This is a genomic window from Maricaulis sp., assembly GCF_048270095.1.
Taxonomy (GTDB): domain Bacteria; phylum Pseudomonadota; class Alphaproteobacteria; order Caulobacterales; family Maricaulaceae; genus Maricaulis.
Genome location: NZ_JBLWTL010000003.1, coordinates 140696 through 153038 on the forward strand (window position 1 = coordinate 140696; position 12343 = coordinate 153038).

A 12343-nucleotide genomic window follows, 5' to 3' on the forward strand; every position below is an offset into this window, starting at 1 on the left:
AGGGCTCGACGTCTTCCCGTGGGATTCGCCTCAACCGGTTCAAGCCGACCCTGTCGCGGCAAACCGGGCCGCATCCGATTTGCCACTATTCGCGCCCATGCCACAGCTGGCACAGGAAGTTGGCCGCCTCTGGCAAGTGAGCGGCCACGCCTCCCCGTCGGCACTGATCGACGATGCATCGCCGCTGGACGCCCCCGCACAAGACCTCGATGGCGTCGAATTCTCCGAACTCGACCTTGGCCTGGCGGGTCTGCTGGACGACGGGGCATTGTTCGATTTCAGTGACTTGCTTGAACGCCACGAGCAACACATCGAGGCAATCGGGCGGGCAGGCAAGCTGGATCTATTTTCCGGCGACGCCGCAACCGCGACTGATGCCAATGGTCATTCCGTCCCGCTCGCCCTGTTGCTGGAGCATGTTGACGCCAACTCGCCCGGCGATAACGCGGTCGCCCTCAACAGCGAATTTGCTCCGGACGGGGTTGAATTGGCAGGGCTCGCCGATGGCAGCGCGCCGTTTGATTTTGGCGGCTATCTCGCAATGTCCGACCAATGTCTGGCAGCGCTGGGCCAGGTCAGCGGTATGGACCACCTTGCCGCCGACAATGCCGCGCGCCTGCCGGTAGACGACTACTCGGTACAGCTGACCTTGCTGCTGGATGCGTCTATGCCTGCCGTAACCCTGCCGGATTCCGACGCGACTGCCCTGTATGACGGCGTCGAGATCCCGTCAGCCGCCGAATTCACCGGCCTGGATTGGCTGTCCCGGGATGTGATGGATACTTTCGGCTTCGATTACGCGCTCTTCTGAGCCCCGCCTGTCGCGGCACCCGCCTGGATGGCCGGTACGCGTTGTATGTTGTCCGGATTTCAAACTAAGCTGAAGGCTGTGGGATCAGCCGGACGAGGGCGCGGGCATGGCACGGATTCTGGTTACAGGCGGCGCAGGCTATATCGGCGCGCATGTCTGCCGGGCCCTCGCAGCGCGGGGCGATCAGCCCATCGTGTTCGACAATCTCTCCACCGGCCATCGGCACGCGGTGCAATGGGGACCGCTGGTGACGGGCGATATCCGCTCCCCGGCCGACCTGGACCAGGCCTTTCAAGAGCACAGACCGCAGGCGGTCATGCATTTTGCCGCCAGTATCGAGGTCGGTGAAGGCCAGCAAAAGCCCCTCCAATACTGGGAAAACAATGTCGGCGGATTGATCAGCCTGCTCGGAGCCATGGGCCGCTCAGGGGTCAAGCCGATTGTGTTTTCATCCTCCTGCGCCGTCTATGGCGAACCCTCCAGCGTCCCGATCCGGGAGAATGAAAACCGCGCGCCGGTCAGCGTCTATGGCCAGACCAAGCTCGCGGCGGAATTGCTGTTGGCGGATATGGCATTGACCGGCGACGCCCGATTTGTCGCGCTGCGATATTTCAATGCGGCCGGCGCCAGCCCGGATGGCGAGATCGGTGAAGAACATGAGCCGGAGACCCATCTTATTCCGAACGCGCTGAAGATCGCCGCCGGCCTGGGACGGGACCGGTTGAAACTGTTCGGATCAGACTATGACACGCGTGACGGGACCTGCCTGCGCGACTATATCCACGTGGTCGACCTGGCCGCCGCACATCTGGCAGCGCTCGACCGGGTCATCGCCGGCCCAAGCCAGCTTTTCTGCAATGTCGGAACCGGCCAGGGCGCCACGGTGCTGGAAGTCTTGCAGGCGATCGAGCGCATCACCGGAGCCAGGATACCCTATGACATCCACCCGCGACGGCCCGGCGATCCCGCCGCGTTATTGGCCGATACAAGCCTGGCCAGGGCGGAACTGGGCTTCCAGCCACGATCGTCATCGATCGATCAGATCATCACGGACGCCTGGAAGTTCCATGCCAGGAAGTGGCAGGTCTGAGCGCTTTACCGGCTATAGGTGATCGAAAACCAGAGCTTGGTGCGGTCAGCAATCGCGCTGTCGCCGCCGTCATAGAAGGCGGCCTTGAACTCAAGCCCGACATGCTCGCTCAGCTGCGAACTCAAGACGGCATCGAATTCCGACCCCAGATCGAGACTGCCATTCTCCGTTTCGAAATCATGATAGACGACCGTCGCCCGCATCGCCGAGCCCAGAGGTGGATTGGGGAAGGCATAGCCGGCACGGCCATAGATGTCGCGAATGCCATTGGCCGGCGTCGTCAGGAAGACATCGGCCCAGCCCTGATAACCGTGCAGGGTCGCCAGCGGCGTGCTGAAACCGCGGACGCCATTGCCTTCCAGTGATTCAATCCCGATGGCGCCGCTCAATCCGTTCTGGCTCACGCTGGCCTCGGCGCGAAACATGTTCAGATCAAAGCTGGCCGGGGCATTGCCGTAATCGCTCTGCACGGCATATTCGAGCTTGTAACCGAATGTCGCCTGGCCCTCACGGGCGACCGAACCACTCCAGTTGAGGCCATAGGTGGCGCTCGAGAGCGCTGCCGCATCCTGTACGTCGGCGAGGATGGCAAAGGCCGTCACGGTGCCGAGCGGCGCTGTTGCCGCCGCCGTGATCGCATGCGCATCCAGGTCAAGTTCGCCCGCCGGATGATCATCGCCAAACACCCGGTGAGCGCGGTCGAGATAGGCATAGGTCAGGTTGAGGTTCTCGATCGCCGTCGTGGACGCGACAAAGGCATCAAAGGTCTGCTCGTTCTGCCGGAAGCCGACATTCCCGACATAGCGGGCATCGCCCAGGATGATGCGCTGACGCCCCAGCGTCAGGCGCGTATCCTCAAAGCCGGTGAAGGTCAGCTGTAACCGGTTCAGTTCGGCCGCTTCCGGATCAGCCACCACCGGATAGCCGGGGAGGCCATTGATCGTATCGTTGAAATCATCAACCAGATGGAGCACATGCTCGCCCTCGATCAGGAAGGTGAAGCCTGACAAGTCCCCGGTCTGGTAACCCAGTCGGGTCCGCAGGGTGATCGCGGTCGCGTCATTGGTCAGGCCAGCCTGGTCGACCAGCTCGGTCCGGAGGCGTGCGTTGACAAGGACTTGACCCTCGGCATGGGCGGGCGCAACCGCGCACACGCCCACGATCAGGCCAGCCGCCCCTGACAGGGCGGCGCGGCCAATTTTGCTCATGCTCATCTCGTTATCCTCTTTCGCGGGCTCGTCAGGAGTCCGATTGACCGGTTTGGGTCACTGCACGAGCGGCGACGTCGCGCCGTGCAGTTCAACGCCGGAAATTTTCGCCTCACCGACAACCAGTGAGACAAATTGAGCCACCGCCCGCCGCCAGCTGGCATCGCGCAGAAACTCCTCGACCAGTGGCCGGGCGAGATCGAATTCCGGCACCCGGCCCCGCACCAGCTGATCCAGCCGGATAATGTGGAAGCCATAGGGCGTCTCGATCGCCTCGCGCGTCATTTCGCCCTGGCGCAGTTTCATCATGGCCGTCTCGAAAGCCGGCGTTGTCTGCCCCCGGCTCACCTGTCCCAGCCGTCCACCATCGGTCGATGACGGACAATCGGAGCGGTCACGGGCAATGCGTTCGAAATCATCAGGCCGGTTTTGCAGGTGCTCGACCAGCGTCTGCGCTTCCTGGCGGGCCCGTTCATAGCTGTCAGGGTCATCCTTGCTGGCCTGCAGCAGGATATGAACCGGCTCGTACAGATCGGGCGCGCGAAGCTTGTCGGCATTATTGGTGAAATAGCGCCGGCAGGACTCCTCGTCCGGATCCGGTGTCGTCACTTCGCGATCGACGAAAGCCTGGATCAGCGCGTCTTCCTCAACCTCCTTGACCGGATCCGCATCGTCGGCTGCCGGGGCCTCGATGCCGCGCGCCCGGGCTGCCTGTAGCAGGGCTTCGCGGATAACCAGGGCTTCGGCTGCAGCCTGCCAGGCCGCCTCTGGCCGACGGGCCGGGTGGTGCTGGGTTTCGGCGGCGATGGCCTTGGCCGGGATGACGACCCCATTGACCGAGACTTCCGGCGTCGGCGGCTTGGGTGTGATGATGGAATGTCCGGTCATTTTTCAGCTCCGGGAACGGGCTTGCGGCGCACGACCTGATAGCCCTGGCGGACGATGTAACGCAGCGGGGCGCTGAACATGTGCACCAGCCGGGTAAACGGGAAGACGAGGAAGATCGTCAGCCCGAGCAGGAGGTGAGCCTTGAAGATCCAGTGCGCGCCAATGATGTAGCTGGCGGCCCGGAAATCGAGGGTGAAAATGCCCTGGGCCCAGTTCATGAAGGTCACCATTTCATGACCGTCAAGGTGCTGGACCGAGATGAAGATCGTGCCGAGGCCGAGCAGAAGCTGAACATAGAGCAGGATCAGAATGGCATTGTCGGCGAAGCTGGAATGCTTGCGGATCCGCGGGTCGGCAAAGCGGCGATGCATCAGCAGGGTCGCGCCGATCAGGGCGAGCGTGCCGGCGACACCGCCCGCAACAATAGCGAGGATCTGTTTGGCGCCATGCGAGATGCCAAGCGTGTCGAACACGACGATTGGCGTCAGAAGTCCCACCAGATGGCCAAAGAAAACCACCAGGACACCAATATGGAAAAGGACAGAACCCATCACCAATTGACGGCGGCGCAGCAGTTGGCTGGAGCCCGCCTTCCAGGAATAGGGCTCGCGGTCATAGCGGATGATGGATCCGATCGCGAGTACGGACAGCGCGATATAGGGGTAGATGCCGAACAGGGCCGTGTTGAGGTATTCACTCATCTTTGCTCTCCCTGGCTACGCACCGATACCGCCGGCGCGGTCGGCAGTTTCATTTTCTCGAGCATTTTCTCGGCAACATTGCAGCCCGCTTCACCGGGACCGAATGTGACCGGCTCTTCAGCCCAGGCCTTGTCGAGGGCTTCCAGATCGTCGGGCTCTTCATCCTCGGTCTGGATCTCGACCGCCTCAGCGTCGGCATCCATCGTCGCCAGCGTCAGCAAGGAGCGGAAGACGGCGGCATAGATGCTCTTGCGTTTGCGCAACCGGTCGCGCAGCGCTTCAAGCACATGCGAGGTCTCGCCAAGCAGGGCCTGCGCCTCCGTCAGAGGCTGGGTCGAGAGGAATTCGAGGAACATCGGCAGAAAATCCGGGAGTTCCTTCGCATTGATCTCGAGGCCTTGCTCGCCATAGACGTTCTGCAAATCGACCATTGCCTGGCCGCGCGCCCGGCTTTCGCCGTGCACGTGTTCGAACAGGTGCAGCGACAGGGTCCGCGAGCGATCAAACAGGCTGACATAGCGTTCCTGCAGATCATAGAGATCGCGGCTGGCCAGCTGGTCGATCAGATGCCCGAGCCGGGTTTGCTGTCCGATGGACAGCAAGCCCTCCCCGGCCAGCACGGCCTTGAGCTCCGGTCCGGCAGCCTGGATGTCGGCGGTCGGATAACTCAGCAATGCTGCCATCACCTTGAATGTCTTGGCCATCATGCCTTCTCCATCGGAGTCATCGGTTTAGTGGCTTTGCCCTTGCCGAACAGCGAGCCGACGGTGGAACCGTCCGAACAACCATTGCCGAAGCTGAAGCCGCACTCGCCGCGCAGGTCATAGGCGTCTTCGGCCCATTCGCGGTGGGTGGTCGGGATCACAAAACGATCCTCGTAATTGGCGATCGCCATGATCTGATACATGTCCTCGATCAGGTCCTTGGTCAGACCAACCCGCTGAGGAATGCTTTCATCGATCACACCATCGACCGTCTTGGCCCGCATATAGGCGCGCATGGCGAGCATGCGTTCCAGGCCGGAGGCAATCGGTGCCTCGTCGCCGGCGGTGAGCAAATTGGCGAGATAGCGCAGCGGGATGCGCAGGGAGCGCACGTCCGGCATGCCGTTCTGGATATTGATCGAACCGGCCTCGGCCGCCGAATTGATCGGCGAGAGCGGCGGCACATACCAGACCATCGGCAGGGTGCGGTATTCGGGGTGGAGCGGGAAAGCGATCTTCCAGTCGATCGCCATCTTGTAGACGGGCGAGCGCTTGGCCGCTTCCAGCCAGGCTTCCGGCACGCCATCGCGGCGGGCCTGGGCCTGGACTTCCGGATCGTGTGGATCGAGGAACATGTTCAGCTGGGCCGGATAGAGATCCTTCTCGTCCGGCACCGACGCTGCGGCCTCGATCTGGTCGGCGTCATAAAGCACGACGCCGAGATAACGGATGCGCCCGACGCAGGTTTCCGAACACACGGTTGGCTGACCGGCCTCGATGCGCGGATAGCAGAAGGTACATTTCTCCGACTTGCCGCTCGACCAGTTGAAATAGATCTTCTTGTAGGGGCAGCCGGAGACGCACATGCGCCAGCCGCGGCATTTCTCCTGGTCGATCAGGACAATCCCGTCTTCCTCGCGCTTGTAGATCGCACCCGATGGGCAGGCGGCTGCACAAGCCGGGTTGAGGCAATGCTCGCACAGGCGCGGCAGATACATCATGAAGGTGTTTTCGAACTCACCATACATCGCCTTCTGAATGCCTTCGAAATTGGCATCCTGGGAGCGTTTGGAGAATTCACCGCCGAGGATTTCTTCCCAGTTGGGACCCCATTCAATCTTCTCCATCCGCTCGCCGGAAATCAGCGAACGCGGCCGCGCCGTCGGGAAGGCCTCGCTCTCGCCGGCCCGCTGGAGGTGCTGGTAATCGAAGGTGAAGGGCTCGTAGTAATCGTCGATTTCCGGCAGGTCAGGATTGGCGAAAATCTTCGCCAGGATCCGCCATTTGGAACCCATTTTCGGCCGCAGCGAGCCATTGCTGGCGCGGGTCCAGCCGCCATTCCAGCGCTTCTGGTTCTCCCAGTCCTTGGGATAGCCAATGCCGGGCTTGGTCTCGACATTGTTAAACCAGGCGTATTCAACGCCTTCGCGATTGGTCCACACATTCTTGCACGTCACCGAGCAGGTATGGCAGCCAATGCACTTGTCCAGGTTCAGGACTTTGCCGATTTGCGCACGAATCTTCATTCCGCTGCCTCCATGGCGTCTGCGGCCGGACCTTCAAGCCAGTCAATCTTGGTCATCTTGCGGACAATCACGAACTCGTCGCGATTGGAGCCGACGGTGCCGTAATAGTTGAACCCATAGGATTGCTGGGCATAGCCACCGATCATGTGGGTCGGTTTCAGCGTTGTCCGCGTGACGGAATTATGGATACCGCCGCGCTGACCGGTCATTTGCGAACCGGGCACATTCACCGTCTTTTCCTGGGCGTGATACATGAAGAGCGTACCCTCCTTGATCCGCTGCGAAACCACGACCCGGGCCACCAGGGCACCATTGGCGTTATAGGCTTCCACCCAGTCATTATCCTCGAGCCCCGCCTTGGCGGCATCGGTCTCGGACATCCAGACGATCGGGCCGCCGCGTGACAGGGTCAGCATCAGCAGATTGTCGGTATAGGTGGAGTGAATGCCCCATTTCTGGTGCGGCGTGATGAAGTTGAGCACGATCTGCGGCTCACCATTCGACTTGGAGTCGATCACCGGCGCCACGGCCTTGGTGTCGATTGGAGGCCGGTAGACGCACAGGCCCTCACCGAATGCGAGCATCCATTTATGGTCCTGGTAGAGCTGTTGGCGGCCACTCAGGGTGCGCCAGGGAATCCGCTCATTGATATTGGTCCAGCCTGCATTGTAGCAGACTTCCTCGCTCTCAATGCCCGACCAGGTCGGTGAGGAAATGATCTTGCGCGGCTGGGCGACGACATCGCGGAAGCGGATCTTCTCGTCTTCCTTGGGCAGGGCCAGATGCGCATGTTCGCGGCCGGTAAACTTGGACAGGGCATTCCAGGCCTTGACGGCAACCTCGCCATTGGTTTCCGGCGCCAGCATCATCAGGGTTTCGCAGGCATCGATCGCGGTATCGATCTTCGGTTGCCCGTGGCTGATGCCCTCTTCGAGGACGACACCATTGAGCTCTCCGAGCAGATGAACCTCGTGCTCGGTGTTCCAGCCTATGCCCTTGCCGCCATTACCCAGCTTGCCCATCAAGGGCCCAAGCGAGGTGAATTGCTTGTGCAGGTTGGGATAGTCACGAGTCACGACGGTGATGTTTGGCATTGTCTTGCCGGGGATCGCCTCGATCTCGCCCTTGCTCCAATCCTTCACATCAAGGCCCTGGGCCATCTCGCCCGCGGTATCGTGCATGATCGGTGTCAGGACGACATCGGTCTCAACGCCAAGCTCTTCCGGCGCGATCTCGGAGAATTTCTTCGCCAGACCCTTGAAAATCTCCCAGTCACTGCGCGCTTCCCAGGCCGGATCGACGGCCGCCGTCAGCGGGTGGATGAAGGGGTGCATGTCGGAGGTGTTGAGATCGTCCTTCTCATACCAGGTCGCGGTTGGCAGGACGATGTCGGAATAGACGCAAGTGGTCGACATCCGGAAGTCGATCGTCACCAGCAGGTCGAGCTTGCCGCGCGGTGCTTCAGCGACCCACTTGACCTCGCTCGGCCGCATGTCTTCAGGGGCTTCCTCGCCCATGACGCCATTATTGCCGCCAACCAGGTGTTTGATGAAATACTCATGCCCCTTGCCGGACGACCCGAGCAGGTTGGAGCGCCAGACAAACAGATTGCGCGGCCAGTTCGCCGGATTGTCCGGATCGTGACAGGACATTTCCAGCTCGCCGCTCTTGAGCGACTTGATCACATAATCGGCCGGCTCAAGCCCCTGCGCCTTGGCGCTGGCGGCAATGGAGAGCGGATTGGTCTGGAGCTGCGGCGCGGAGGGCAACCAGCCCATGCGTTCCGCGCGGACATTATAGTCGATCATCGTCCCGTCCCACGAGCCTTCCGGCGCGGTGGGTGAGAGAATCTGGTCAACGCTGAGCGTTTCATAGCGCCACTGATCGGTGTGGGCATACCAGCAGGAGGTCGAGTTCTGGTGGCGTGGCGGACGGTTCCAGTCGAGACCGAAGGCGAGCGGTTGCCAGCCGGTCTGCGGGCGCAGCTTTTCCTGACCGACATAGTGGGCCCAGCCACCGCCGGACTGGCCAATACAGCCGCACATCACCAGGAGATTGATGATCCCCCGGTAATTCATGTCCATATTATACCAGTGGTTCAGGCCAGCCCCGAGGATGACCATCGACTTGCCCTTGGTCTGCTCGGCATTGGTGGCAAATTCACGCGCCACAGCGATGATACGGTCACGCGGCACGCCGGTGATCGCCTCGGCCCAGGCCGGCGTGTAGGGCATCATGTCGTCATAGGAGGTCGCGACGAAATCACCGCCGAGACCGCGATCAAGCCCGTAATTGGCGCAGAACAGGTCAAACACGGTGGCGACCATGGTCTCGCCATCCTTGAGCTTCAGCTTTTTGACCGGGATCTTGTGCACCAGCACATCGGGGTGATCGGTGCCGGTGAAGGCATCATGGCCCTTATTGGCGAAATACGGGAAGCCGACATCGACGACATCGTCCTGGTTTTCATCGAGGATGAAGGTCGTTTCCAGGTCGATCTCTTCGCCCTGGCTGTCCTTCTGCTCGATATTCCACTTGCCCGACTGGCCCCAGCGGAAACCGATCGAACCCAGCGGCGTGACGATCTTGCCGCTCTTGCGGTCCCAGGCGACGGTCTTCCAGTCTGGATTATTGTCCTCGCCGAGATCATCGCTGAAGTCAGAGGCGCGCACCAGGCGGCCGGCCACATAGCGGTCGCCCTGTTTTTCCAACCGGACCAGATTGGGGAAGTCGGAGTTTTCGCGCACATAGGTGTCGAAATACTTGGCCTGGCGATCGAGATGATATTCGCGCAGCACGACATGGCCGAAGGCCATGGCCAGCGCCGCGTCAGTGCCCTGTTTCGGGTTGAGCCAGACATCGCCGAATTTGGACGCTTCCGAATAGTCCGGGCAGATCACGGCACTCTTGGCGCCGCGATAGCGGGCCTCGGTATAGAAATGCGCATCCGGTGTACGCGTCTGCGGCACGTTCGAACCCCAGATCAGCAGATAGCCGGCATTGAACCAGTCGGCCGATTCGGGAACATCGGTCTGCTCGCCCCAGGTCATCGGGCTGGCGGGCGGAAGGTCGCAATACCAGTCGTAGAACGACATGCAGACACCGCCGAGCAGCGACAGATAGCGCGAGCCGGCGGCATAGGAGACCATCGACATGGCGGGGATTGGCGAGAAGCCGAACACCCGGTCGGGGCCATAGGTCTTGGCGGTATAGGCATTGGCGGCGGCGATGATTTCGGAGACTTCATCCCAGTCGCCGCGCACCAGACCGCCGGCCCCACGCTTGGAGACATAGGACTGGCGCACCGCGTCATCCTGCTGGATGGAGCGCCAGGCGCCGATTGGCGGCAATGTCTTGCGCGCCGCGCGCCAGGCCTTGAGCAGGCGCGAGCGGATCAGCGGGTATTTCACCCGGTTGGCCGAATACATATACCAGGAATAGCTGGCGCCACGGGCGCAGCCGCGTGGCTCGTGATTGGGCAGATCGGGCCGGGTGCGCGGATAGTCGGTTTGCTGGGTTTCCCAGGTCACCAGACCGCCCTTGACGTAGATTTTCCAGCTACAGGAACCGGTGCAGTTCACGCCGTGGGTGGAGCGCACGACCTTGTCGTGTTGCCAGCGCTTGCGGTAGGAATCCTCCCAGCCCCGGCCCTCGGTTGTGGTAATGCCATGCCCGTCGGAAAAGCTCTCCGAAGGCCGCGTGAAAAAAGTAAGACGGTCGAGAAAATGGCTCATCAGGGCCTCCTATGGGTTTTTCACGTAAGCGCCGGGGCGCAGGTAGAACCACCAGTTGAGAAGAATACAGACTGCGTAAAAGACGGCAAAACCGTACAGGGCGATTTCCGGCGTGGTGGCGCGGATCTGCTCGCCCAGCACTTGCGGGATAATGAAGGCGCCATAGGCGGCGACCGCCGAGGCCCAGCCGAGAACCGGTCCGGTCTGTTCGCGGTCAAACACGACGGCGATGGTGCGGAAGGTCGAGCCATTGCCGATGCCGGTGGCCGCAAACAGGATCAGGAACAGGATCAGGAAGGGGACGAAGAACTCTTCCGGCGTCTCCGAGCCATAGGCGAGCTTCATGCACAGGGCGACGCCAATGGCCGCGGCCACCATCACGACAGAGACGATCTGGGTCACCAGGGCACCGCCGAGCTTGTCGGCGATCATGCCACCGACCGGCCGGATCAGGGCGCCGATGAAGGGCCCCGTCCATGCGAACATCAGGGCGCTGGGTCCGTCGGCATTGACTGTGGTGTGGGTCATCACCCCATCGACCATGATGTGCTGGAAACCGAAGATGACCTTGATTGCCAAGCCGAAAGCGGCGCTGAAACCGATGAAGGAACCGAAAGTCATCGTGTAGATGACGGTCATCGCCCAGGTGTGCTTGTTGTTGAAGATCTTGTACTGACGCTCAAGGCTGTCATGGATCGGCCCGGGTATGAGTTTCAGCGCAAACACTGTCGCCGCGACCACGCCGGGCAGGACCAGCCATTTCGAGACATTCCAGCCTGAACCACCGGCATTTTCCGGCAGCATCAGCCACAGGCCGGCCGCCGCCATCACCAGACCGATCGCCAGCATGCCGAGAATCTTCGCAAAGGCGGCGATCGGGGAGCCGATATTCGGCGACACATATTCATCGCGGATATTATTCATGCCGACCCAGGTCGCGATCACGACCGGGATCAGGATCGCCACCCAGATGAAGCCGGCATTGTGCAGGAAGGTCTCGGTCCCGGCCGGAATACGGCCGATCAGGGTTCCGGAAGTGTTTTGCAGCACCAGCGAGGTGCCACCGAACATGCCGACAGTCATCACCAGCGGGATCAGGATCTGCATGGTTGTGACGCCGAAATTGCCGAGCCCGGCATTCATGCCCAGCGAGTAGCCCTGGACCTTTTTCGGGAAGAAGAAACTGATATTCGACATCGAGCTGGCGAAATTGCCGCCGCCAAAGCCGGACAGGAGCGCCATCAGCTGGAACTGCCAGAGGGGAGCATCGGGGTTCTGCAGGATAACGGCAGTACCCGCGGAGGGGAGCAGCAGGAGTGCAGTTGTCAGAAAGATGGTGTTACGGCCACCGGCCAGCCGTATGAAGAAGGTCGACGGAATTCTCAAGGTCGCACCGGACAGACCCGCGATGGCCGTCAGGGTAAACAGCTCGGCCTGGGTAAATCCATAATCCAGATTGATCATCTGGACCGTGATGATGCCCCAGTAGAGCCAGACAGCGAAGCCGCACAACAGGGCCGGGATCGAGATCCACAAATTGCGGGCGGCGATGACCTTGCCGGTCGTTTCCCATTGCGCCGGGTCTTCCGGATTCCAGTTCTTCAGGTCCTTGCCCATAAGGGGCTCCTTGATTGGTCTTGTGGTTGGTACCGGACTTCACCGCCTGTGTTCCCGGGGAGAG

9 protein-coding genes are annotated in these 12343 nt (G+C 61.3%); 2 read left to right on the plus strand and 7 right to left on the minus strand.

The window, feature by feature from the left end; genetic code table 11:
* The first annotated feature begins 97 nt into the window (after nt 1–97).
* Both ACN0YJ_RS03460 and galE read left to right on the plus strand, forming a co-directional pair.
* Nucleotides 98–811: a hypothetical protein gene (locus ACN0YJ_RS03460; RefSeq protein WP_417495351.1), complete on the plus strand. Its 714-nt coding sequence runs from the start codon at nt 98–100 to the stop codon at nt 809–811.
* Between the two features lie 106 nt (nt 812–917).
* Nucleotides 918–1901 carry a UDP-glucose 4-epimerase GalE gene (gene galE / locus ACN0YJ_RS03465; RefSeq protein WP_417495352.1) on the plus strand — a complete coding sequence of 328 codons (984 nt, stop codon included), beginning with the start codon at nt 918–920 and terminating at the stop codon, nt 1899–1901.
* A gap of 5 nt (nt 1902–1906) precedes the next feature.
* On the opposite strand, the gene ACN0YJ_RS03470 is transcribed toward galE, so the two are convergent.
* Genes ACN0YJ_RS03470 through ACN0YJ_RS03500 form a run of 7 tightly spaced genes read right to left on the minus strand, consistent with a single transcriptional unit; the run spans nt 1907 to nt 12279 of the window.
* Nucleotides 1907–3115 (minus strand): hypothetical protein, encoded by a 1209-nt coding sequence (locus tag ACN0YJ_RS03470; protein WP_417495353.1) that lies wholly within the window; start codon nt 3113–3115, stop codon nt 1907–1909.
* Between the two features lie 51 nt (nt 3116–3166).
* Nucleotides 3167–3997 (minus strand): peptidylprolyl isomerase, encoded by an 831-nt coding sequence (locus tag ACN0YJ_RS03475; RefSeq protein ID WP_417476782.1) that lies wholly within the window; start codon nt 3995–3997, stop codon nt 3167–3169.
* Entirely contained in the window at nt 3994–4698 is a 705-nt protein-coding gene (narI, locus tag ACN0YJ_RS03480; RefSeq protein ID WP_417476781.1) for a respiratory nitrate reductase subunit gamma, read from the minus strand. The genes ACN0YJ_RS03475 and narI overlap by 4 nt, the downstream gene beginning before the upstream one ends.
* A complete protein-coding gene (gene narJ / locus ACN0YJ_RS03485; RefSeq protein ID WP_417476961.1) occupies nt 4695–5402 on the minus strand; it encodes a nitrate reductase molybdenum cofactor assembly chaperone in 708 nt (235 codons plus the stop codon). Before narJ ends, narI begins: the two co-directional genes overlap by 4 nt.
* Nucleotides 5402–6928, minus strand: a complete 1527-nt coding sequence (gene narH, locus ACN0YJ_RS03490; protein ID WP_417495354.1) for a nitrate reductase subunit beta — start codon at nt 6926–6928, stop codon at nt 5402–5404. Before narH ends, narJ begins: the two co-directional genes overlap by 1 nt.
* On the minus strand, nt 6925–10662 hold the full coding sequence (locus ACN0YJ_RS03495) for a nitrate reductase subunit alpha (RefSeq protein WP_417495355.1): 3738 nt from the start codon (nt 10660–10662) through the stop codon (nt 6925–6927). The genes narH and ACN0YJ_RS03495 overlap by 4 nt, the downstream gene beginning before the upstream one ends.
* Before the next feature lie 9 nt (nt 10663–10671).
* Nucleotides 10672–12279, minus strand: a complete 1608-nt coding sequence (locus ACN0YJ_RS03500) for an antiporter (RefSeq protein WP_417495356.1) — start codon at nt 12277–12279, stop codon at nt 10672–10674.
* Nucleotides 12280–12343: the final 64 nt, after the last annotated feature.